This window comes from Prevotella sp. DNF00663 (genome assembly GCF_001553265.1).
Lineage (GTDB): Bacteria > Bacteroidota > Bacteroidia > Bacteroidales > Bacteroidaceae > Prevotella.
The window spans coordinates 14,964-37,584 of record NZ_KQ960661.1 but is presented as its reverse complement, the minus strand read 5'-3'; the positions used below and the strand labels follow the sequence as shown (position 1 = coordinate 37,584).

Here is a 22,621-nt window from a genome sequence, read left to right as displayed (position 1 = left end):
GAGAAGCGGCAGCTTGGCCACCATCAAAGCCTGCGTTCCATCCGGGAAAATGGGATTACTCGTTTGGAGTGAAATTCCTGTCTATTTCCTACATGGCAAAGATATTGAAGCCGCCGTCAACAACAGCTACTGTTCCGGTAACGAATGCAGAGGCTTCACTCATGAGATAATGGATGGTGCCACACAGTTCTTCGGGTTTACCCATGCGCCCAAATGGAGTTTGGCGAATGACGTCCTGCCCACGCTCGGTATAGGTCCCGTCGGGATTGGTAAGTAATGTTCGATTCTGTTCGGTAATGAAAAAGCCGGGGGCAATGGCGTTGACACGGATGCCTTCGCCAAATTTTTTAGCCGTCTCATGAGCCATATAGGCCGTAAAATTGCTGATACCGGCCTTCGCAGCAGCATATCCACAGACGCGAGTTAGCGGTCTGAAGGCTGCCATACTGGAAAAATTGATGATGCTTCCCTTCCCTTGAGCTACCATCGGTCGTAAGAATACCTGCGTGGGTATGACAGTTCCGGTAAGATTTAAGTTTAAAACCTGTAGGAATTGGTCGGGTTTAAGGTCGAAGAAGTTTTGGTTAGGGCCGATGGTTGCACCGGGCTGATTGCCGCCGGCAGCATTCAACAGCGTATCCACTTTGCCATATTTCTCTATAATATCCTTGCAATTCTGCTCTACGACAGTCTGATTCATGACATCGGTCTTGAAGAATGATGCTTCACCACCGGCATTTTTAATATCTTCTACTATCGTATTTCCCACCTCTTCTTTACGGCCTAGAATGGCCACCTTGGCTCCGTTTTCTGCCAGATATTTCGCAATACAGCGTCCTAATACACCTGTGCCGCCTGTGATGACGACCACATTATCTTTGATATCGAATAAATTGTTCATGGTAAATAGTTAATCAAAAAATCCCGGTTGTTTATAATCTATTCCTAGTTCGCGGTCTACAGTGGCGAGAATACCCTGCACTTGCCCCATGGCAAACATGCGTCCAAGGAAGCTGTATCCCGCATTATACCCTCGTTCGGCATCATTGAGCATCGTCATTCCATGGTCTACGCGCATGGGAAGACGAGGATTGGTACGTTCGAAGATACGTACCAATTCGATGATGTCGGCGCGGCCACCTAGATGGCTAGCCTCTGTAAAGTCTCCATTTGGGAAAATGTGGCATGAACGCAAGTGTACGAAACTGGTGCGCGATGCATATTTGCGAGCCAATTCCACCACATCGTTATGTGCACCAGCCGATAGACTGCCTGCACAGAAGGTTAATCCGTTGTGTACATTGTCCACTGCATGGAGGAACCAAGCTATGTCTTCATCGTTTGTAACGATGCGTGGAAGTCCCAAGATGGGGAAGGGTGGGTCGTCGGGATGTACGCACATGTATATATTACATTCGTCGCAAGTGGGCATGATAGCGTTGAGGAAGTAGCGCATGTTTTCGCGTAATTGGTCACGCGTGATGCCTTTGTAGAGGGAAAGCAGCTCGCGGAAGAGTTCTACTGGGTGTTCATCATCCTCTTTGATGTTTCCGCTGACGAATCCTTGTGTCTTTACGATGATATTTTCTACCAATCTATGGCCGTCTTCAGGAGTCATTGTACGTTTCAATTGCTCTACTTCTTCCAAGATGGCAGGACTCCAATCCTTTTCAGCTCCATCTCTCTTGAGAATGCAAATATCGAAATAAGCAAATTGGGCATGAGAGAAATAAAGATTGGTACTGCCGTTTGGATTGGCATGCGACAAGTCTGTACGTGCCCAATCCAGTACAGGCATGAAGTTATAACATACCGTATGGATGCCTTCTGCGGCAAGATTATGCAGACTCTGTTTGTAATTTTCTATTAATGTATCGCGGTCTGGCGAACCATATTTGATACCTTCGCTCACAGGAAGACTCTCTACCACACTCCAACGCATACCATAACTTTCTATGTATGTGCGGAGAACATGTATTTGCTCTTGCGCCCAAATCTCTCCATTAGGCACATCGTGTAAGGCTGTGACAATGCCTTCCACACCTATTTGTTTCAGCATGCCAAGTGTTATCTTGTCGTTTTTGCCGAACCATCTCCATGTTCTTTCCATGAATTTCCCTTTGTTTTATCTGATTAGATTATATGCTTGCAAACTTAGTGAAATTATCCGAATTCTCCGTCCATTATTTGTTCAATTATCGTAAAAAAAGGTTTTTCTTTGTGCGAATGATATATTTACTGTATATTTGCAGCGGAATAGCGATTCCATACATCGTTATCATCACGGGGTTGACTGGATTTGACAGCGGGATGAAGTAGGATGTAAGCACGCGGAGGCTCGTCGGCTACCTCCATAATCTGAGTGGACACAAATTTAATTGGCGAAAACAATTACGCTCTCGCTGCCTAATCGAAGTACAGTAGATTACTGGCTTTATCCCTTCACTAGGTGAGGGGACGAGACATCGCTCCAAGGATGTTGTTCCGAATCTGAGGACTTAGCGGTGCAGGAAAATCGGAAATAGTCTATGTAAGCCTCGTTGCATGGATGAAATTTAGAGGATAAGGTTGCAGTTGGTGGTCCGGGTCTTGCTGCAATTCGAAAATTGAAGGCCGGAATAAGCGTGTAGAAAGCATGTTATTTCCCTGTTTGGACGTGGGTTCGAATCCCACCAGCTCCACTTTACGTACTCTGAACAAGAGGAAAACGAAAAATGATTAAATCAGATAATCGCCGTAACTTCAACGAGTTACGGCGATTATTCGTTTATATGCCTCCCTGTTTGGGAGTACATACAGATACCGCCGAAACGCTCAAAATACTCCCAACTGGCTACAATATGGCTACAGAAAAAAACGACTTTGTAAAATTGTAGCCAGTGATACCGTACAGAGTACACACAGATACTGCATACTTCATTGTTATTCAAAGAATTATGTCGAACTTTGCAGCTGTAAAAATAGCGCGTAACTCACCCTTAACTGGGTTGGAAACACGATTTACTTCTGCATTAAAAACTTGTAAATATGAAGAGTATTTTCAGAACAAGCTTCTATCTGCGAAGCAATTATTTGAACAAAGAAGGAAAATCTTCAGTTATGATGCGTATTCATCTTAATGGAGAAAGAGTAGCTCTCGGTACAACGGGGGTTAACGTTGACCCAGAAATGTGGGACAGTACATTGGGTAAAGTACGAGGACGAACTAAGGAGGCTTTGGCTACCAATGCCCAGCTAACGAGCATTAGCACTGACCTTCAAGTAATATTCCAGCGCTTGGAATTTTCTGATGAGTTGAGTTTAGAACGGATTAAGTCTGAATATTTGGGCAAGCGTGAGACTATGGAAACCATACTCTCATTGTTTACCAAATACAATAATGATATGTATGCACAGATAGGCTGTGGTGTAAGTAAGGCAAACTATCGCAAGTTTGATATATGTAAGCGCCACTTTACTAAGTTTCTTGAAATAAAATATGCCCGAACTGATCTTAATGCCATAGAACTTACACCTATCGTTATTCATGATTTTGATGTTTATCTTAGAACAATAGTGGGACAAAGTTTTAACACAGCTATTAAAACCTTAAAAACGTTCAAAACCGTCATCATATTTGGACGTAAGGCTGGTGTATTCAATCATGATCCTTTTCTCAACATCCACTTCAAGACCAAACGAGTGGATCGGGGATTTCTTACAGATGAAGAGATTGATGCCATAATGCACAAAGAATTTGCTACGCAACGACTGGTCAATGTTCGAGACATATTTTTATTTTCATGCTTTACAGGTTTAGCTTATGTTGATGTTGCCAACCTTACAGCTGATAATATAATTACAATGGATGGAAAGCAGTGGATAGTTACGGCAAGAAAGAAAACCGATACGTTAAGTCATATCCTTCTTCTTGATATTCCAAAAATGATTATAAAGAAGTATGCAGGCTGTGCTAAAAATAGTAAACTTATACCCATTCTCAGCAATCAACGAATGAACTCTTATCTGAAGGAGATTGCAGATGTTTGCGGTATCAATAAGAACCTTACCTTTCACATGGCTCGACATACTTTTGCAACAATGATGCTTACCAAAGGTGTTCCTCTTGAGTCTGTATCAAAAATGTTAGGACATTCGAGTATTACCACTACACAACTTTATGCTCGCATAACAAACAAGAAAATAGAAAATGATATGCTTGCAGTGTCAAAAAAAATAGATAAATTCAATTTTGTAAGTTCGCCAGCAACTAAAGTAACTAAACAGTATTGCACGAAAAAGAATAGTACAACTATTATTACATCTAATCAATAAAAATATGGAAACAACAAAGAAAGAGCTTTCTTACTTCCGTTTGAAGTTGGAAGCGTATCTCGGAGAACATTTTCCAGAGAGAATGAATGAAAATACGTTTATAACAGCTCGTGCAGACGAAGCATTGACAACTTACTGCGATGCTATAGCACAAGGTTTTTCTCACCCAGAAGCTGAGACAATGGCAAGTGAAGTCTTATACCAAGGTTTGCATTTCTCCAAGTACGACACCCTTGTCTCTATCTTAGAGAATGAGTTCGAGAAAGAACTCCCTTCTCCTCTTCCAGAAAGACTAACACCAATACTTTTGAAGAATAAGGCTGTGCAAAGCGTTTTCGATAAGTATGAACTGACAGACGATTTTGGTGCAAGTCCAGAGTATGAGAAACTCTACACCGAACTGACAGGGGCAATCGTTTTGATCATTGAGGTCAATGGTCTGCCAACGATAGGCGGTGAGAACATGACTTGATGTAACACCATCGGGAGCTTTTGTAGTTTCAAGAGCCAAGATAACCACTCTTCTCCACACACCAATAGTTTTACAAACACTTGGCTTTGTGTGGAAGAGTATCTTGTAACTGCTCTTGAACTATTAAAAGCTCCGATATGAATACAATCATCATGAATCAAGACGTTCTTAAAAGTGCGATTTCTCGCCGAGACAATAGAAGCGAGCTTCCATTGTCCTCACGGCTTAACGAAATCGTTCACACACCTGCCTTCATCAAGGCAGACACATCGAACAAAACCGATAATATCAAGCAGCAACCGAATTCTCCCAAGCAAGTCCGCCGCTTCTCTTGGACACGCTTCATCGAACTCACTATCCTGCTTTTTATCGTTATCGGTGTCATTTGGCTTATCTCGAAGATGGTAACACCGCAAGTCGTAACTGCCGTCTCTGTCATTGCAGGTTTTCTGATACTACGCTTTATAGTCAGGGTAATTCTAAAAGTGACAATTACGCTGCTGAGCATTCTCTTCTGGCTGGCAATTCTCTGTGTCATCCTGCTATGCGTGCTTTGAGAAGCACAGCTCTGTAAAACCTTTCATTTTATTTCATCAGGTGGTTATCTCGCATATTGAGATAGCCACCTTTTCTATTTTCCACTACGAGCGTTGCACTTTTGCTTCTTTTCCTATGCTCCACGATATGCGATGACAAGAAGACGGATGCTGTTCCCTTTTTATCCGCAAAGGTAGTACGGGGCTTGTGGCTTTCAAAAGGTCTGTGCCGCTTGGTTTGTCTGGAAAATCTCCACACCTACGGGTAGTATTTTCCTCCAAAACCTTGTGCAAGCCCGCCCCGCTACCTCTATTTTGCTACAAAAAGGAATCAGCATACTCCGATCTTTGGACGCATAAAAAAAATGTCGCTATGGATAAGCAAAAAGTAAATACAACATCTTCGATGAACAGAAAAGGATATAGCTCCTCCTCTCATTACCGCATTAACCCTACGGCTGAAAAGAGTGAGCAAGTGTTGGCAATTAAGTTTGTACAATGGGACGTACTCCCCTTGGAGAGCCTTTGTAATAGCAAAGTATATCTCCTGCGTGTGAAACTCAATCGTGGCGAGTGTATGAGCCGTGAGGAAAAGAATTGGCTATGTGAGGCGGTGAACTCAAACACCTATTTCCGAACAGCCATTCCCTTACAAGGCTATCGCTTTAACTTCTTTGATGTACTGAAGAAATACCTTGTCAATCAGTACGGACAATGGACAGAGTATTACGCACCCGACAGAACAAGCCTAAGAGCCTACCTATATGGACGTATCAATCAAATAGTAGAATTGAAAATTGGCGGACGAAGTGAAAGCCAAATTCCCAAGTATTAACAACATCAAAACATATACGACAATGAAAGGAACAGAACATTTCACACGGACAATAGCCGAGTATCTTAATCAGCGTGCTATGACAGACCCATTATTTACCCCTAACTTGATGAAACCGAACAAGAATATCGAGGAGTGCATCACCTACATTCTTAATGAAGTGCAGAAAAGCGGTTGTAACGGCTTTGATGATGATGAAATCTTCTCTATGGCTGTTCACTACTACGATGAGGATGATATAGAAGTAGGTAAGGCTGTTTCTTGCCAAGTAGCCGTCAATCACATTGTGGAACTAACGGAGGAGGAAAAAGCCGAAGCAAGGCAGGAAGCCATTAAACAATATCAGTGTGAGGAACTTGCCAAGTTACAGATCCGTAACGCACGAGTGAAGAAGACCGAGAACGCGACAACCCAAGTACAACCATCACTATTCGATTTTTAAGCCTATGAAACCGAGAAACAAATTTGAAAAGGCGGTTTTGGAACAAAGCAAGTATCTTCGCCCGATAACCAAGACACAAAGTAAGTGGGCATTCCGTGAGTGCATAGACCACTTCGCCTACCGCTTACCAAAAGGTCGCACCACTTGTATGGATTGTGGGCATAGTTGGATAATGAACAAACATGGAGAAACTTGCACTTGCCCTCATTGCAGGGCAAAGTTGCAGGTCAAGGAAACATACGAGCGCAAGTTGCAGCAGAAGCAGTATTTCACCCTACTTACCACTTGTGGAGAGTTTCAAGTATTACGTATGTTCCTACTTATTGTGGGTATGGAGAAAGGTTACGAAGCACAGACTTCCATAATTGAGATTGGGCAGTATTGGTGGAATATGCAGGGACAAAAAGCCGTGGTTGCCATACAGAGGGTACTGGGACACTATGTTGATACCTTTTCCTATTATAGTCCTATGGCGATACGCAACGATAATGAAGCCTATCAGCATATTGCCTACTCACCGATATATCCGAAGTTCAAGATTACAGACATACTTCGTAGAAATGGTTTTAAGGATAATTTCTATGGCATCGTGCCTACCCAGCTTATTCCTGCATTGCTTACAGACAGCCGTGTGGAAACATTGCTAAAGGCAGGTCGTACAGACCATTTACGTTACTTTCTTGGCGACAAGAAGGCTTTTGAGGAACTATGGCAATCCTACAAGATTGCAGTCCGTAATGGCTATGAGATAGCAGATATTTCCCTTTGGAGTGATTATGTAGATACACTTAGAAGATTAGGTAAGGATATTCATAATCCAAAATATTTATGCCCTGCAGACCTTAAAGGCGAACACGACCGCAGGCACGAGGAACTTCTCAGACAGCGTGAAAGGGAGGAGATAGAACAGAAGCAAAAGAAGGCTATGGAAGATGAAAAGCGTTTCAAGGAACTCAAATCCAAGTTTTTCGGTATCTATTTTACGGACGGCACAATCCAAGTCCACGTATTAGAGAGCATGCAGGAGCATTTGGAAGAAGGTGTATCAATGCACCATTGCGTATTTTCTAATGCATACTACCTTAAAGAGGACTCCCTTATCCTTTCGGCTACCATTGAAGGCAAGCGAATAGAAACCATTGAAATGTCTTTACGAACTTTGGAGGTGGTACAAAGTCGTGGAGTGTGCAACAAGAACACAGAATACCACGAGCAGATAGTAAACCTTGTCAATGCCAATCGAGGTCTTATAAGCCGAAGAATAAAAGCGACTGCATAAAGTATGAACCATTAAATTATCAGAGATATGAAGACAGAGATTGAAAACATTATCTACGACTATGCGGATGAGATACCGCATATTCTCATTAGGGTGATTAATAAGATAACCCTATCCAACAACAAAAAGGAGTTAAGGTCGGCTATCAACAAAATAGCCGAAGAAACGGAACTTGACAAATTCTTTGCATACGGCTATGGCGCACATCATTTTTGGCTCAAGCACCGCAAATTATCCAATGGAGAGCCAAAGGAGTACAGATTATTAAAGGTTGAATTTTTAGATTAGGAATGATGAAGAAACAAAGATTTTTAGTATATACGGAATATGTTTTTGACGGCATATTCGATGTTGTTGCCGAGAGCAAAGAGGAAGCACGGCAGAAAGTCCTGCAAAATTGTGGGCTGGTTATAGGTGGAAACATTCACAGCACCCTGCCTGATGATGAGATAAATTTTTCGAGCAATGCTCTCAACAACTCGTGGGCATTTGACAGACATCCCAACAAACGAATAAGTAGAATAACGAAAGTGCAGAAATAGTGTTCTGAATAACAGTAAAAGCCACGCAAACCGAAATTTGCGTGGCTTCTTTTCTTTCTCTTTGAACGAGTAGGCGACCAAAGAAAAGAAGCAAAAGAAAGTCGCAGGAAAGAACTACTTAATTGATGACGTTTGGCACAATATCACTCCAGTTAGTTGCTAAAAATTCTTCAGTTGTCCGTGGAATAGCGAACCGTTTTTTGCAGGTTTTGAATTTGTTACACATAAGAAAGTTGTTGAAATGCCTTAAATAGAATGGGTTCTTAGTCTTTTGTAGTTCTTCCTTGTATTTATAACCATAGAACAACCAAAACTAATCAGAAATATCCGAGTGTAAATCTTTAATTACCAGCATATTCTAAAATTTAACACTTTTCGGTTGCCATTTGTCGCTTCCCAAATTTCCACATATTTTTGAGACGTATTTCTGACGTGGAGAATTTGCGGGGCTTGTTTTTTGTCACACCGTGCAGACAGTTGACAAGGGTTTACAACCGTTTACGACAAGCGACAATAACCGCCCCGATATGCGGAAACAGTCACACTGTGTAGAAAAGCGACAATGGTTGACTTCCGTTCACATCCGTTTACCATTTCAGAGATATAGGATTGAAGAAATGAACCATTAAACGATAAAACGGTATGAAAGCAACCAGAAAATGCAGTTTTTGCGGCAAGTCCTTTGTAACCCGAAGCGGTATGCAAAGATATTGCAGTGAGGCTTGTCAGGCAGAAGCCAAACGAGCCAGAGTGATGCAGAAGAACAACCTCTTCAAAGTCGCCCAACCCTTGATGGAGATACAGCATCAGGAGTATCTCACCTTTTCCAAAGCAGCCATCCTCATGGGCTGTTCCCGACAGTACATTTACAAACTTGTAGCCATCGGCAAGCTGAAAGCCTCACGCATCAGCAACCGCATGGCATTCATCCGCAGAGCCGACATCGAGCAGATGTTGGAGGGCAATCCCTATCACCGCATCCTGCCCGGCAACACCTCCACACCAAGGAAATCATCTTCATCTTCCTTACCTGCCAAAAGAGAAAAAAGGGAAAAGGAAAGCGAAGAAGTGTTGGACTTCTATTCGGGCGAGGAGGTGATGTCCCTTTTTAAGGTAAAGCAGTCATGGCTTTACACTTCCGCCAAGCGTAACCATATCCCCATCTGCCGTATCGCAGGAAAGAACTATTACAGCAAGAAGCATATTGACGAGTTTTTCGGTGTGGCAGTTGATATTAGCGAAATTACCGACTGGCTACTGACCGAGGAGGTGGAGGAACTGTTCGGCATGAAGCCGACCGCACTCCGTGCCTACACCTATCGCCATAAGATACCCACTAAAAGAGAGTACGGGCGTACCTATTACTCCAAATCACATTTGAACGAACTCCGCAGAACTGACCTTGTGAACGATGAACGCTACTATACCGTTGAGCAGGTGCAGCAAATCTATGGTCTTTCGTCAGCCAACATCTGCCATATCGTCAAGGTGAAGCACATCGAAAAGATAAAGGTGGGTGTGAAAAACCTGCTTTTGCGCTCAGATGTGGAGCGTGTCATGGCTGAAAGGAACAAATAACCGTGAAAAATCGGGATTATCGAAAATTATTTCAAAATGATGTATCGTGGAGGTATTCACGGATATTTCACGTTGTTCCTTTGCCATCGGAAACATGGATACAACTCCAAAATGTATACAACCAATTAAAACATAATTATTATGAGTAAATGCAAAACAGTTACCTTGCGTAAGCGCAAGATTAAGAACGGGACACAGTATTCACTATGCCTTGACTACTATCCCGGCTACCGTGACAATGTCACCATGAGAGTGATTACACGTGAAGCCTTAGGAATTTACATCTTCGCCAAACCTGCAAACCAGCAGGAACGGGACTTCAACGCACGCATGATGAAGAAAGCGGTCATCCTGCGCAACCAGCGCTACGAAGCCATTTTCAATGAAAACAACGGCTTTTTTGACAAGACCAAGATGAAGGGCGATTTCCTTGCCTATTTCAAAGGACTGGCTGACCGCAAGAATATCAAGTGGCAGCACGTATACAAGCATTTCCAGCGGTTCGTGAACGGCAAATGCACCTTTGAGGAGGTGGATGTGGATTTGTGCCGCAAGTTCATGGAATACCTGCTTGATGCACCCCAATCCATCCACACCAACCAAAAGCTGCACATCAACTCCGCAGCAGGCTATTGGTCAACTTTCCGTGCCGTGCTGCACACCGCCTACCGTGACAGGAAGATAAAGGAGAACCCAAACGGCTTCTTAGACCGCATCGAGTGCATTCCCACCATCAGGGAGCATTTGAGCCAAGAGGAACTGATACGGCTTGCCGAAACACCCTGTGAGGAGGAGGTCTTGAAAAAAGCTTTTCTTTTCGCCTGTCTTACGGGACTGAGAAAGAGCGACATCAGACAGCTCACGTGGCAGCAGATACAACCATACACCAACGGCAGGATGTTCGTTACCACCCGTATGCAGAAAACCAAAGAAATAGTGCATAACCCCATCAGTGATGAAGCCTATGGACTGCTGGGAGAACGGGGCGAGGGACTTATCTTTGAGGATTTCAAGGACAAGATGCTGCAAGGACCACTCCAACGGTGGCTCACGGCAGCAGGGATAACCAAGAAAATCACCTTTCACTGTACCCGCCACAGCTTCGGAAGCCTGCACGTGGAAATGGGAACGGACATGGCTGTCATCCAAGCCTATCTCGGACATAAGAACATTACCACCACACAAATCTATTCCAAGATAGCAGCGCAGCAGATGTGTCAGGTGGTGGACAAGATAACCTTGAAGCGCAAGGAGGCATAAATGTCTCACATTGACAGGTATTCAGAGGGGCGGTTATGGCTACAAGGCTATAATCGCCCCTCTATGTTTTTGGCTTGATGCCACCATTTATAAGCCCCTCAGAGTATGAAACAGAGTATGATATGATGACATTTCGTGAAATACATTGAAAAAGACCGTTCTAACCGCAAATAACGGGCAGTAATTGGGAAAAATAGCATTAACTTTGCACAAAATAATACAGGAACATTCAATCTCTCAACGAAATATGGAATCATCAATCAAGGACAAATACATCATCTTGGGCTTTGTCGGCTTCGCCATCGTCCTAATATCTTCCATTGCCACGCTGGTAATAGCGGACAGCTTCAACCAAGACAACTTTGTCAGGTGGATAGTATTCGTATGCTGTAACCTGTTGGGATGGTTGCTCTATCTCTCCTTTCAGACACTTATCTTTGATACATACGAAATCTACAAAATCAAGTTCGGCAAGAAAGAAACGATTGCCGAAGCCATAGAGGTGCAGGAAGAACTGTCACAAAATACACTTGAAGAAGCCACATCTGTGCCTGGACCTACATCAGTCCCTGAGCCTGTACCCGAATCATCCCCGACAAAAGAAGAGACACTTATCCAAACACAACCGATAGAGCTTACTATCGCCCCGGATCTTCACGAAAAGAACCGTGCCAATTACGCAAGCAGAGAGCAACGGGAAAAGGAAGAGCGCATCCGCATGGTCATGGAGTATTGCCATTATTACCTGCCTCGCATTGCCGACCAAGAAACCGTGAACCACATCTGTACTGAGGTGGACAAATGGATGAATCTTAACACTTATACCCCGAAGCCCATACAAAGACCGTTTACCAAAGACATCAACAACATTCCACTCCGTCACTTCGTATGGAATATCTCTGAGCGTTTCCTGTACAAGAGATACTACAATGGGGATAACCGTGCCAAGTTCATCAAAGCCCTTTTCCCGAAATCGTTTGCTGATACAGACTTATCAACCATCAAGAATTTCAAGGTAGAGCCGTTAAAGACGGAAATTCCCATTGATGAACCCGAAAACGGCAAACTTGATTTCCACTATCCCGAGGATTATGTGCGGAATTAGGATAATCACGACACCAACGACAACCATCCGGTAACTCATAACCGCCTGTTTTACATCGTTTCCCGAGTAATTTTACCCGTCATTTATGGCTGGGCTTAATTATTCGGGAATTATTTTGCAATGACGTGTCGTGGAGATATTCACGGATATATCATTTCAGTCCTTTGCGCCAAGTCTTACAAAAGAGACGAGTACGCGAATGGAAAAATCAATTCTTACCTTCAACGACCTCCCCGAGGTTGTCGCTCAGCTTCGAGACGAAGTGATGAGCCTGAAAAGCCTGCTCGCCGAGCAGCGCAGTGTGAACAATGCCAAAACGGTGGACACCCACGTGCCCATGTCTGTGGACGAGGCAGCAGAGTATTTAGGTATCCCTAAGGGTACGCTCTACATGAAACTGTCAGAAGGGACAATCCCTGCCACCAAGCCCGGCAAACGCTATTGCCTTTACCGTGACGAACTGGACAAGTGGCTGGAAACCGCCCGAAAGAATCCCATACCGTTGTCAGACGAGGAACTGAACAAGTCCTTATCCTCTTCCCACCGTCGCAAGCCCAACCCACGTAACTGGTGAATGATATGGAAGAGGATAAGAACTATATCAACCTGATACGTGGCGACCTCACAAAAGCATCCCAAGCGCATAACGGTATGCCCGACAGTGTAGGCATGATGAATATCAAGACGGCAAACCAAACCATTCTTGAAGCATCGTTATTGCCTACGCCCCGTGCGCTGTGGGACAGCTTTTGGTACGAGGGGGAACTCTCCTGCTTGTTTGCCGATTCCAACGTGGGCAAGTCCATCCTTGCCGTGCAGATAGCCGACCGCATCGCCCGAACCGACAATGTGCTGTATCTGGACTTTGAACTGTCCGAAAAGCAGTTCCAGCTCCGCTATACCAACGAGCATGGAGAGCTCTACACCTTTCCCGACAAACTCTATCGGGTGTCTATTGACTGCAACCAGCTTTTGGATGCCAACTTTGAGGAAGCTATCATAGGCGGCATTGAACAGATGGCTGTGCAGACCGACTGCAAGATTTTCATCATTGACAATCTTACCTACCTGTGTTGCGCCATGGAGAAAGGCGATGCCGCAGGACGGCTGATGATTCAGCTGAACAATCTCAAAAAGAGATATGCGCTCTCTATCCTTGTCCTAGCACATACGCCCAAACGCTCTTTGGATTGTCCCATCACATCCAACGACCTTGCCGGAAGCAAACGGCTCTACAATTTCTTTGACAGCGTGTTCACCATTGGAAAAAGTGCCCAAGACGGAGGGCTTCGCTATGTGAAGCAGCTTAAAGTGCGCTATGGCACGTTCTCTCATGATGCGGATAATGTAATCGTTTACGAGATTGACAAGGTGGATGCTTTCTTGCAGTTCGTGTTCAGGGGCTATTCCACGGAAAAGGAACACTTGAAAAAATTGGGCGACAATGAATCAAGCCAAAGGGATTGCCAAATTCTGCAACTCTCCCAATCGGGCAAGTCCGTCAGGGAGATAGCCTCACAGGTGAATTGTGGCAAGTCCACCGTAAACCGTATCATCCAGCGCAGCAAAGAGAGTAAAAACGCAGGTGTCCCAAGTGTCCCACTGTCCCAACCCTTAGAGTGTGGGACAATGGGACAGGATGGGACAGCCGACAATCAACCATCAAAAACGGACTAAGCTATGGGCAATTATTCATTACAGAAGTATAAAGGAACGGCAACACGGCATACCTGCCCCAAATGCGGAGACAGGCATTCTTTCGTCTATTACGTGGACGAAAATAATGTGCCGTTGCATCCATCGGTCGGCAGATGTAACCACGAAAGCGGTTGTGGGTATCACTACACTCCGAAAGAGTATTTTCAAGAGCATCCTGAACACAGAACTACCAATGATTTCTCTTTTGACAGGCAAAGAGCAGAGCAGAAGAAAGTGAAGCAGCAAAGTAAGCCGACAGCCATCGGCTATATTCCCCCTCACTATGTGGAGAAGTCGCAAAGCGAGCGTAGCAATTTCTTCCGTTTCCTCTTCACACTCCTTACTTCCTACTATGGCGACAAGGCGAAAGAGGTGTTGAAGCGGTTGTTGGAGGAATACCGTTTGGGGGCTACCCGTGACGGCTCTGTTATCTTTTGGCAGATAGACAGGACGGGCAAGGTACGCACGGGAAAGGTGATGCAGTACAATCCCGAAGACGGACACCGTATCAAGGGAGGACAGACATCGGCAGTGAACTGGATACACAGCATATTGAAAAAGCAGCGTGTGTTGGCAGAGGATTGGCAACTATCCCAATGCCTTTTCGGGGAACACTTGTTGAAAACGCATCCCGACAAGGTGGTGGTCTTGGTGGAATCCGAGAAGAGTGCCGTTATCGGTTCTGCTATCTTCCCCGATTATGTATGGCTGGCTACGGGTGGTAAGAGTCAGATGAGAGAAGAGAAACTCCGTGTACTGTCAGGGCGAACCGTGCTTCTCTTTCCCGATGCCGATGCTTATGCCGAGTGGAAACAGCGAGCCGAGAGCATGTACTTTTGTAAGGTGGTGGTTTCGGACATCATCGAAAGGAATGCCACCCCGAAACAAAAAGAAGCCCATATCGACATAGCCGATTGGATTATCTTTCAGATACGGGAGGGCAAGGTGATGAGTACAGCCAACCACTTGGTCGAGGCTGAGAGAATCCTCCAGCGGATGATAGAGAAGAATCCCGTCCTGCAAAAACTGATAGACGATTTAGACCTTGTGCTGGTCGGTGCATCTCCAATCGGCAACGATGATGAAAAACCTCCCTGACGGAGGAGAGCGGAAGCCGTAGGCTGGAGTTTGCAGACAATGGCTTGCCATTGATATAGCCCACTATAACTACACGCTCCGCTTACGTAGTTGTGGGCTCTCCCGAGGGGATTAGGGTTTTACCCTAATGACCCACTCAGGGCGTTTCTCCCCTGAGAACCCAGAGCAAAGAGTGACCCTCTCTTTGCAATCTCCGCTTATGGGTTGCACCCCTAAGAACCCCATGCGTTTACGGACAGCGGAAAAGCAAACAATAAAGTACAAACCAAAAAACAAGTATCTATGGCAACAAAATCAAGCATACATATCAAGCCCTGCAACATCGCATCGAGCGAGGCTCACAACAGGAGGACTGCCGAATACATGCGCCACATCGGAGAGTCCAGAATCTATGTCGTTCCTGAACTATCCACCGATAACGAACAGTGGATAAATCCCGACTTCGGCAGTCCGGATTTGCGGATGCATTATGACAATATCAGACAGATGGTAAAGGAAAAGACCGGACGTGCCATGCAGGAAAAGGAGCGTGAACGCAAAGGCAAGAACGGTAAAATAGTCAAGATTGCGGGATGCTCCCCCATACGTGAAGGAGTGCTGCTTGTCAGGTCGGACACCACACTGGCAGACGTGCGTAAATTCGGTGAGGAGTGTCAAAGACGCTGGGGAATCACACCGCTGCAAATCTTCCTGCACAAGGATGAAGGGCATTGGCTGAACGGTCAGCCGGAAGCGGAAGACAGGGAAAGCTTCAAAGTCGGGGACAGATGGTTCAAGCCGAACTATCATGCCCATATCGTTTTCGACTGGATGAACCACGAAACAGGAAAGAGCCGAAAGCTCAATGACGATGACATGATGCAGATGCAGACCCTTGCATCCGACATCCTGCTGATGGAACGCGGGCAGTCAAAGGCTGTCACTGGTAAGGAGCATCTGGAACGGAACGACTTTATCATTGAGAAGCAGAAAGCTGAACTGCAACGCATGGATGCAGCCAAACGGCACAAAGAAGAACAGATAAATCTTGCCGAGCAGGAACTGAAACAGGTGAAATCAGAAATACGCACTGACAAGTTAAAGAAGACAGCCACCACGGCAGCGACAGCCATAACTAGTGGAGTTGCTTCTCTTTTCGGGAGTGGAAAACTGAAAGAACTGGAACGTGCCAACGAAAAACTGCAAGACGAGGTTTCAAAACGGAACACCAATATTGAAAAATTGCAGAGCCAAGTACAGCAGATGCAGAAACAGCATGATACGCAAATCCACAATCTCAGAGAAATGCACAGGCAGGAACTTGACATGAAAGAAAAAGAACTGTCACGGCTCGCCAGAATCATAGACAAGGCTTTCAGGTGGTTTCCGATGTTCAGGGAAATGCTGCGCATGGAAAAGTTTTGTGCCATGCTGGGATTCTCTAAAGAAATGACTGAAAGTCTTATAGTCAAAAAAGAAGCCCTGAAATGTAGCGGTAAAATCTATTCCGAGCAACACAGGCGGAACTTTGATATAAAGGATGATATTTTAAGGGTGGAAAATGACCCTGACGATGAAAGCAGGCTGAACCTGACAATAAACAGGAAGCCGATTGCCGACTGGTTCAGGGAGCAATGGCACAGGCTTAGATATGGAGCAAGAGTGCCGCAACAGGAAGAAAGAAAAAGTAGAGGATTCAAATTATAATAGAAGCAATTTGATTAGTAATCTAAAAGCACTCCGATAACGATTAGAGTGCTTTTAGATTGTTTATCATTAATTATCAAAGCAAGTGCAGTTTAAGATTTTACTGAAGTTTGCATTAATAAAGAATATACTACAGCTGATATATGCGCAACATATTGTGACGCTTGTGATTCATTTCCCTTGAAATCCTTAACAAATACCGCTAAGGTATAACTGATATTATTAGGCAGACATATATAGGCAACATCATTGTGAGCTGCAAGAACACCATTTTCATTAACATCACCTGAACCTGTCTTATGCGCTATAACAACCCCTTCTTTATCAAGAAGTGGAGCTGCTATCCTATCTACACCTGTTTTGCATTCTTTTAACGTATTCTTAATGAAACTTTGTTTCTCATCATCGATAAGACCTTCAGTAAACAAACGATTCATCAACATTGCAGCACCAAGAGGAGATGTATAGTTAGAGTAAGCCTTGTTATGGTCAGCCGACATTTCCTCTTCCGTATAAGCTATCTGAAAACTTGAACGAGGAATGAGTGTGGCTATAAAACTATCTGTTTGAGCGACATTAACCATATCCTTAAACATAAGGTTGCTTGCATTGTTGTCACTCTGAGTAAGAGTATAACGCAGCAAATCTCTCACTGTCAATGATATGACTGGCCCTGAATAATCTTTCAGCATAGGACTCCAAGTCTTTGGGTCAAGTTTATCCCTATTTATATTTACTAAGGTATCAAGTGAAATTCCTTTATTGTCAAAGTCATTACAAAGAGCTAATGCCTGATGAACCTTAAACACACTCATCATAGGATAAACACTCTTATTATTGACCTTAACCGTATCTCTGTTATTAACAATAACCGCCACACCAATTTCGCCAGGACAAGCTGAGACAATTTGAGAAATGCTATCAGTCAAAACATTTGTTAAAGGAGGATTTGCGCTATCTTTTGTCGCTGATTTATGGAACAATGAAAATACCAAGATGAAAATGCAAACTAAAGCTATACTCAAAACTACGATTTGTTTTTTTCTGTTTTTTTCCATGTTTATATTATTTATATTTGTTTGACGAGAATATCTTTATTTGCCGACAAAGGTACATAACTTTACGGAAAAATATGTTTCTAAAATATATAAATAGACAGCTGTGGGGAAAATGTGGGGAAAAATTAGATAATTAAAAAGGCTAAATGACTGGAAATAATCACTTAGCCTTTTAATCCGTACCCAGACCCGTACTTCGTAATTGCTGCGCCCATCATTCAAGACTGTCAAATCGGGTCTTTCCTGTCAAGCCAATGATGCCTATGCGTATGCCAAACACATGGATTACGGATTTCTCGTTCCGTGAACAAACACTTTATCCGCAACTCTGCTATGTGGTGTATTGGCTTAACTCCATTTCTATGGGCAACACTTTTGTTGCAGATTTCAAGCAGCTTTTATCGAAATACCCATCAGTAAGAACTCGTTTATTAGGCTTTCCTCATAATTGGGAACAAGAGCCTTTGTGGAGATAAAATAATTGCCCTGTTTCTTAAAAAGCACTGGGGCAAACCAGCTCCGTCTTTAATTGTTTCCAATAAATGGATTGTTTCAAGCCCCTATAGAAAGAGAACAAAAATTCCTGTGTGAAAATTAATCTACGACAAGGAGCAAGCAAGGAGCAATATCAAACAAAAATCAATACCTTTGCAGTACATATGAGATAGACCAAAACAAAAGTGGAATATCGGAAACGAATAGCAAGGAAAAGAGAAGAAACGACCCAAGTTGATGTCCTTTTTGAGTTAATAATCAATAAAAGCGTTAAATCTTCACCTTTTAGAATGTGCAATTAAAAATAACAACCATATTTCTGACTTATTATCTATAAAATATTGAGTAATAATCGGTTGTAAATACATTCTCTGATTCTTCACATGGGCTTTTGGTTTGGTCATCGATTCTATTGTCCCCAATGGCAGATGAACAATTAGAACTTCTTTTCCCAAGCCTGCCGCACATTTCCGATATGTGTTGAGTCGGATGTCCTTTTCCATCTTGCAAGCCTTTAGGAAATTTGAATACTCGATGTTACTTGTATGAGCAGCCACTTTTGCATTGACGCATGAAAAAGCTAAAGTTTCAAGCGTTGGACAACCAATATACAGGTGTCCATTTTGTTCTGAATTGTTGTTTTTGCTAGCCATAATTTACTGATAAGTAATTGTTATGGCTGCAAAGTTCCTAATGAATGGAGGTTTTTATGGAATATCAAAATACCATTTTCTGGTAATATAATACCATTTTATATATTGAGTGTCAGCAGTATATCATACATGTCAAGGCTCTTCAGTGCACGGTGCAAGACCTATCTATATATAGGCTTGCATCGTGCACTGAAAAGTTGTAGCCATGAGCTTTCTAAAACATTTTCACTCAAATATTTGGAAGATGTATCATCTTTTTGTAACTTTGAACCCGAAAATAAGAAGTCTATGCGACCTCTGTGCGTTCTCTCAAAAATATCTGAAATGGCTACAGATTGGCTACAGTAAAAATTGAAGTTCGGCTAAAATTCTGAATATCAAGGACTGATATAGGTAAGTTCATTTACCACCAGCTCCACTCCAATTGAAGGCTGATAGTTGTCTTAGGACGATTGTCAGCCTTTTTGTTTGGCTTGTTTGTAGCTTTGGATTATCAGTAATTATCATTTCCCACAGGTGTGTATGCAGTGAAGCGTAATTAAAAATTTGGCCTACTGACTGACGTTAAATTTTGGCGGGAAAGAGGATATTCTTAGTAGAGTAACCTAAAGAGAGAGGAAGCCTTGACCACATCTCAATATACCTATGCATTCCTCTCTCCATAGTGTCATTAAATCCTGTTGTACAAAAAACAGTATTTTATAATTTACTTCTGATTCTGTTTTTTTTCATCATCCACAGGAATAGGAAATTTGATATCTTTTGTTTCATATGGGAATGGAAGTGAAAAACTCAATATGAACTTAAGCTCTTTGTCATTTCCCGCTTGTTTAAGCGTCACCTCAATCTTTGTCAGTTTTTTAGGACATGTATTGGGGTTAGTCGTAAAAGTAAAGTCTCCCTCAAATTTGCGAGGAGTATTTTTGTCTGTGTATGTGTACGTCAACCAGCCTGGTATGGTCGTTGAACTTTCTCTTTTATTGTCATCGTATGTCCATTCGTATTTAGTGATTCCCCATGTTTGTCTCGCTTGAAATAAGTACTGACTATGTTTGGATTGGGGAAGATAAATGCCAGCAGCAAAACTTTGGAAACCACTTATTTTAAAAACACCTGGAGTACCTCCTTTTATTTTAGTATAATATGTCTTCGCATTTTGTTTCTCTTCGTCTGTTCTAGCCTTAACCAATTGGCCATTTTTAATTATCATAGATCTTTTTCTCCCAGTAAATGAAATGTCTCCTGATACACATTCTCCGTTACTAGACTTATCTGTTTTGAAAACATACTCGAAGTCGGTATTGTACTGTTTGTCCTCTATGATGTAGTTAATCGGTTGGTTTGCTTTCCACTCCTTGCCATCAAGCTTAAGAGTAACTATTTTTTTCTTTCTGTTTTCATGAAAATTAGGATATTGATTAGCCTTGTCATCCTCCTCGTTGGGGTTGGTGTCTTTTTCCAAATAAATGGTTGCCTTGGCGTTAGGACCGAGCTTCTGTGGTATCATGAGGAATGAGAAGTTGTCGTACTTACCTTTGCCGTCTTTGACACCTGTAACTTGCGTCATGTTTGGCACAGTAGTCCTTATGCCATTGCCGTCCACCTTTAAGAAGTAGTCCTTTTCTGGCTCTTTCACATCCCAAGTAAAGGTGTTGGTTGCCAAGTTGGCTTCGCACTCGCTCTTACCTGCCACGCCACTCAGCTTGATGCCTACGATTTTTAGTCCTGTAGTGCGTTTGTTGCCAAGCGTGAAGTTTACGGCGGTAAGCGCATGATACAACGTAATATCCACGGGGTCGCGGTCGCCCCCCTCAACAGGTGGTCCTAGCGCAATGTCTCTCTTACCTAACATCAAGTCCTTCTGCTTGCTCGCATCTGTTTCGGGCGTAAAAGTCACCTTGTAGGTGTCCCTTCCCGTTTTTACGATAGAGTTGTTGCCCTCAAGGAATGGGTATGTACCCACCATCTGCACATACTCCTTTGCGTTTTTCCATACCGCAGCTTTTTTTGCCGTCACCTTTCCGCTCTTGGTGGTATGTCCATTGTCGATGAAGTTTGGAACGTTGCCCATGTTCCCAAATCCTTTATCGGTAGTATAGCCCTGCACACCGAACTGATCGTCGTCGGCTATGAAGTTTATGGCATCGTACATCGTGCCACGCGTGCCATGCTCGTTTGTGCTGAAATTGAGCGACACCTCATCACCGAGGGTTGTCTTCTTCTCTATGTTGCTCTCCATGTCCTGCGAGCAAGACATGGTCAGACATGCCATCATCCCCATGAGGAGAAAAGGCTTGTGTGTGAATTTTACTAATGATTTTTTCATACGTCTCATCATTTTTTTTGTTTCAAATTTAATACCGTTATAGGCATTTAAGGTTGTTTGTTTATCCAGTCCCAATCTTCGTCAGTAGGGTTGGGGTTTGTCTCAGAGCTAGGTGTCTCAGAAGTTCCGCTTCCCCAATGATCTGTATCCATTTTCGCACCAGGCTTAGGGCCGCTTCCACTCATAAGCATAGGCACGTTGTCCAAGCTGATAATTGTACATTGTGGCGACATGTATGGCCTTAGTTTCTTCTTTTTCATAATTCTTAAAATTTATATTATTATTATGTTTCATCTTCTGTCTTTATTAGGTGGTGTGTTTCACCATGTTGTTGCAGAACGAATGATAGTCTATGCATCGTGTTTATTATACTGCCTATCCTTTTTCTTTAACCATTGGCTTCTCGATTTGACGGCAGGCATGTTAGTGAGTTGTCTGTTGTCTCAGTCAGTGCTCATTTCGAACTCTTCGGCGGAGAAACTATACCATTTAGCATCCGTTATCTAGCCACCGTCTTCAGGTTGCTGTATGCCGGCTTATAATCCCAAGCCCTCCAACAGATTGTTCCCACTCTCAATCTTTATCACCTTACAGTAGGGTGGAATGTATGGTTTCTTCTTAACGATTTCTTTCATCTTAAGTTCCTGACTTTCTTCAATATTGCCGTTAGTTAAGGTTTCGTTGGCTACCGATATAAGCTTCTCATCAGTTTTTTCCATATGATATTTTCAATTTGATTATTCAGTTACATAATCTTTTATTTTCTTCATCTCTATCAGCGTTACATGATACAGGTTGTTTTGAGTACTGTGCGCAAGACGCACGGCACTCATGGGAATGGCAACACTCCTCTCATGCCTTTCCTTACGATGAAAAAAGACGGACAGAGAGTAGTGTTCGACGTACTAATAAAAAGTGTTAAAAATTCGGGGGGGGGGTAATAAAAGATGTTAATAAATATATGACATACAGCATTTTTTCGCACTCTATTGCAAAGGCGGAAGAAAGTGCTGGCAGGCAGAAGCGGCTGTTTGTCGGATATTTATTCATATACCGTGGAATTAGTTATTGCCTTCGTTTTGCTCCTTGATTATTCTATTTTGGAATATTGTAGTTCTATTTTAGAAGTCAGTGTGCAAATTTAGTCATTTTTCTCAAAATTCCAAGCAATTTCGGGAAAAATAATGAAAAATGCAGAATGGATTGCTCATACGCAGAGTCAACCAGCAAGTGCAAAATTATAA

The 22,621-nt window shown here is 43.1% G+C and carries 21 protein-coding genes, 1 other RNA gene and 1 pseudogene; 16 read left to right on the top strand and 7 right to left on the bottom strand.

Translation table 11 applies throughout. The features are described 5' to 3' along the window. Positions 1–88: 88 nt before the first annotated feature. A complete protein-coding gene (locus HMPREF3034_RS10810) occupies positions 89–901 on the bottom strand; it encodes an SDR family oxidoreductase (RefSeq protein ID WP_062435515.1) in 813 nt (270 codons plus the stop codon). Between the two features lie 9 nt (positions 902–910). Beyond that, positions 911–2,110, bottom strand: coding sequence for a mannonate dehydratase (gene uxuA, locus HMPREF3034_RS10805; protein ID WP_062435512.1), 1,200 nt, complete (start codon positions 2,108–2,110; stop codon positions 911–913). Positions 2,111–2,285: 175 nt separating this feature from the next. Between uxuA and ssrA the strand changes: the two genes are divergently transcribed. The 16 genes from ssrA (at position 2,286) to HMPREF3034_RS10725 (ending at position 16,845) form a co-directional block, all read left to right on the top strand. After that, positions 2,286–2,684: a transfer-messenger RNA gene (ssrA, locus tag HMPREF3034_RS10800) on the top strand. 343 nt (positions 2,685–3,027) lie between these two features. Next, on the top strand, positions 3,028–4,314 hold the full coding sequence (locus HMPREF3034_RS10795; RefSeq protein ID WP_062435508.1) for a site-specific integrase: 1,287 nt from the start codon (positions 3,028–3,030) through the stop codon (positions 4,312–4,314). 4 nt (positions 4,315–4,318) lie between these two features. Next, entirely contained in the window at positions 4,319–4,786 is a 468-nt protein-coding gene (locus HMPREF3034_RS10790) for a DUF1896 domain-containing protein (protein ID WP_062435507.1), read from the top strand. A gap of 137 nt (positions 4,787–4,923) precedes the next feature. Then, complete coding sequence (locus HMPREF3034_RS10785; RefSeq protein ID WP_231725674.1) at positions 4,924–5,343, top strand: hypothetical protein; 420 nt, start codon at positions 4,924–4,926, stop codon at positions 5,341–5,343. Between the two features lie 352 nt (positions 5,344–5,695). Next, positions 5,696–6,157 (top strand): hypothetical protein, encoded by a 462-nt coding sequence (locus tag HMPREF3034_RS10780; RefSeq protein WP_062435505.1) that lies wholly within the window; start codon positions 5,696–5,698, stop codon positions 6,155–6,157. Positions 6,158–6,179: 22 nt separating this feature from the next. Next, a complete protein-coding gene (locus tag HMPREF3034_RS10775) occupies positions 6,180–6,599 on the top strand; it encodes a PcfK-like family protein (RefSeq protein WP_062435503.1) in 420 nt (139 codons plus the stop codon). Between the two features lie 4 nt (positions 6,600–6,603). Continuing rightward, positions 6,604–7,878 (top strand): PcfJ domain-containing protein, encoded by a 1,275-nt coding sequence (locus HMPREF3034_RS10770; RefSeq protein WP_062435501.1) that lies wholly within the window; start codon positions 6,604–6,606, stop codon positions 7,876–7,878. Positions 7,879–7,905: 27 nt separating this feature from the next. Further along, a complete protein-coding gene (locus HMPREF3034_RS10765) occupies positions 7,906–8,166 on the top strand; it encodes a hypothetical protein (protein ID WP_062435498.1) in 261 nt (86 codons plus the stop codon). A 2-nt stretch (positions 8,167–8,168) separates the two neighbouring features. Further along, on the top strand, positions 8,169–8,420 hold the full coding sequence (locus tag HMPREF3034_RS10760) for a hypothetical protein (RefSeq protein WP_062435495.1): 252 nt from the start codon (positions 8,169–8,171) through the stop codon (positions 8,418–8,420). 642 nt (positions 8,421–9,062) lie between these two features. Then, entirely contained in the window at positions 9,063–9,998 is a 936-nt protein-coding gene (tnpA, locus tag HMPREF3034_RS10755; RefSeq protein ID WP_004292844.1) for a transposon Tn4555 protein TnpA, read from the top strand. 141 nt (positions 9,999–10,139) lie between these two features. Beyond that, positions 10,140–11,258 carry a tyrosine-type recombinase/integrase gene (locus HMPREF3034_RS10750; protein WP_004338318.1) on the top strand — a complete coding sequence of 373 codons (1,119 nt, stop codon included), beginning with the start codon at positions 10,140–10,142 and terminating at the stop codon, positions 11,256–11,258. A 247-nt stretch (positions 11,259–11,505) separates the two neighbouring features. Beyond that, on the top strand, positions 11,506–12,363 hold the full coding sequence (gene tnpC / locus HMPREF3034_RS10745) for a transposon Tn4555 protein TnpC (protein WP_004339687.1): 858 nt from the start codon (positions 11,506–11,508) through the stop codon (positions 12,361–12,363). Positions 12,364–12,562: 199 nt separating this feature from the next. Continuing rightward, entirely contained in the window at positions 12,563–12,937 is a 375-nt protein-coding gene (locus HMPREF3034_RS10740; protein ID WP_004338328.1) for an excisionase family DNA-binding protein, read from the top strand. A 5-nt stretch (positions 12,938–12,942) separates the two neighbouring features. Beyond that, the gene (locus HMPREF3034_RS10735) at positions 12,943–14,040 is read left to right on the top strand and encodes an AAA family ATPase (RefSeq protein WP_004348225.1); all 1,098 of its coding nucleotides are present in this window, start codon (positions 12,943–12,945) and stop codon (positions 14,038–14,040) included. Between the two features lie 3 nt (positions 14,041–14,043). Then, positions 14,044–15,159, top strand: a complete 1,116-nt coding sequence (locus tag HMPREF3034_RS10730; RefSeq protein ID WP_004292742.1) for a DUF6371 domain-containing protein — start codon at positions 14,044–14,046, stop codon at positions 15,157–15,159. 282 nt (positions 15,160–15,441) lie between these two features. Then, positions 15,442–16,845 carry a hypothetical protein gene (locus HMPREF3034_RS10725; RefSeq protein WP_004292734.1) on the top strand — a complete coding sequence of 468 codons (1,404 nt, stop codon included), beginning with the start codon at positions 15,442–15,444 and terminating at the stop codon, positions 16,843–16,845. A gap of 92 nt (positions 16,846–16,937) precedes the next feature. Here the strand turns inward: HMPREF3034_RS10725 and HMPREF3034_RS10720 are convergent, their stop codons facing one another. The 5 genes and pseudogenes from HMPREF3034_RS10720 to HMPREF3034_RS10700 form a co-directional block, all read right to left on the bottom strand. After that, positions 16,938–17,903, bottom strand: coding sequence for an extended-spectrum class A beta-lactamase CfxA3 (locus HMPREF3034_RS10720; protein WP_004348227.1), 966 nt, complete (start codon positions 17,901–17,903; stop codon positions 16,938–16,940). Between the two features lie 869 nt (positions 17,904–18,772). Then, positions 18,773–19,051: pseudogene (locus HMPREF3034_RS10715) on the bottom strand (hypothetical protein); the annotation flags it as partial. 706 nt (positions 19,052–19,757) lie between these two features. After that, positions 19,758–21,377: a hypothetical protein gene (locus tag HMPREF3034_RS10710; protein ID WP_156431121.1), complete on the bottom strand. Its 1,620-nt coding sequence runs from the start codon at positions 21,375–21,377 to the stop codon at positions 19,758–19,760. Positions 21,378–21,424: 47 nt separating this feature from the next. Continuing rightward, positions 21,425–21,637: a hypothetical protein gene (locus HMPREF3034_RS10705; protein ID WP_156431120.1), complete on the bottom strand. Its 213-nt coding sequence runs from the start codon at positions 21,635–21,637 to the stop codon at positions 21,425–21,427. A gap of 276 nt (positions 21,638–21,913) precedes the next feature. Then, positions 21,914–22,096 carry a hypothetical protein gene (locus HMPREF3034_RS10700; RefSeq protein WP_062435486.1) on the bottom strand — a complete coding sequence of 61 codons (183 nt, stop codon included), beginning with the start codon at positions 22,094–22,096 and terminating at the stop codon, positions 21,914–21,916. Positions 22,097–22,621 lie beyond the last annotated feature (525 nt).

Bases quoted from the DNA above. Each gene is read 5' to 3' on its own strand.
- HMPREF3034_RS10810 (WP_062435515.1), bottom strand. From the start codon at position 901: ATGAACAATTTATTCGATATCAAAGATAATGTGGTCGTCATCACAGGC.
- uxuA (WP_062435512.1), bottom strand. From the start codon at position 2,110: ATGGAAAGAACATGGAGATGGTTCGGCAAAAACGACAAGATAACACTT.
- HMPREF3034_RS10795 (WP_062435508.1), top strand. From the start codon at position 3,028: ATGAAGAGTATTTTCAGAACAAGCTTCTATCTGCGAAGCAATTATTTG.
- HMPREF3034_RS10790 (WP_062435507.1), top strand. From the start codon at position 4,319: ATGGAAACAACAAAGAAAGAGCTTTCTTACTTCCGTTTGAAGTTGGAA.
- HMPREF3034_RS10785 (WP_231725674.1), top strand. From the start codon at position 4,924: ATGAATACAATCATCATGAATCAAGACGTTCTTAAAAGTGCGATTTCT.
- HMPREF3034_RS10780 (WP_062435505.1), top strand. From the start codon at position 5,696: ATGGATAAGCAAAAAGTAAATACAACATCTTCGATGAACAGAAAAGGA.
- HMPREF3034_RS10775 (WP_062435503.1), top strand. From the start codon at position 6,180: ATGAAAGGAACAGAACATTTCACACGGACAATAGCCGAGTATCTTAAT.
- HMPREF3034_RS10770 (WP_062435501.1), top strand. From the start codon at position 6,604: ATGAAACCGAGAAACAAATTTGAAAAGGCGGTTTTGGAACAAAGCAAG.
- HMPREF3034_RS10765 (WP_062435498.1), top strand. From the start codon at position 7,906: ATGAAGACAGAGATTGAAAACATTATCTACGACTATGCGGATGAGATA.
- HMPREF3034_RS10760 (WP_062435495.1), top strand. From the start codon at position 8,169: ATGATGAAGAAACAAAGATTTTTAGTATATACGGAATATGTTTTTGAC.
- tnpA (WP_004292844.1), top strand. From the start codon at position 9,063: ATGAAAGCAACCAGAAAATGCAGTTTTTGCGGCAAGTCCTTTGTAACC.
- HMPREF3034_RS10750 (WP_004338318.1), top strand. From the start codon at position 10,140: ATGAGTAAATGCAAAACAGTTACCTTGCGTAAGCGCAAGATTAAGAAC.
- tnpC (WP_004339687.1), top strand. From the start codon at position 11,506: ATGGAATCATCAATCAAGGACAAATACATCATCTTGGGCTTTGTCGGC.
- HMPREF3034_RS10740 (WP_004338328.1), top strand. From the start codon at position 12,563: ATGGAAAAATCAATTCTTACCTTCAACGACCTCCCCGAGGTTGTCGCT.
- HMPREF3034_RS10735 (WP_004348225.1), top strand. From the start codon at position 12,943: ATGGAAGAGGATAAGAACTATATCAACCTGATACGTGGCGACCTCACA.
- HMPREF3034_RS10730 (WP_004292742.1), top strand. From the start codon at position 14,044: ATGGGCAATTATTCATTACAGAAGTATAAAGGAACGGCAACACGGCAT.
- HMPREF3034_RS10725 (WP_004292734.1), top strand. From the start codon at position 15,442: ATGGCAACAAAATCAAGCATACATATCAAGCCCTGCAACATCGCATCG.
- HMPREF3034_RS10720 (WP_004348227.1), bottom strand. From the start codon at position 17,903: ATGGAAAAAAACAGAAAAAAACAAATCGTAGTTTTGAGTATAGCTTTA.
- HMPREF3034_RS10710 (WP_156431121.1), bottom strand. From the start codon at position 21,377: ATGAAAAAATCATTAGTAAAATTCACACACAAGCCTTTTCTCCTCATG.
- HMPREF3034_RS10705 (WP_156431120.1), bottom strand. From the start codon at position 21,637: ATGAAAAAGAAGAAACTAAGGCCATACATGTCGCCACAATGTACAATT.
- HMPREF3034_RS10700 (WP_062435486.1), bottom strand. From the start codon at position 22,096: ATGGAAAAAACTGATGAGAAGCTTATATCGGTAGCCAACGAAACCTTA.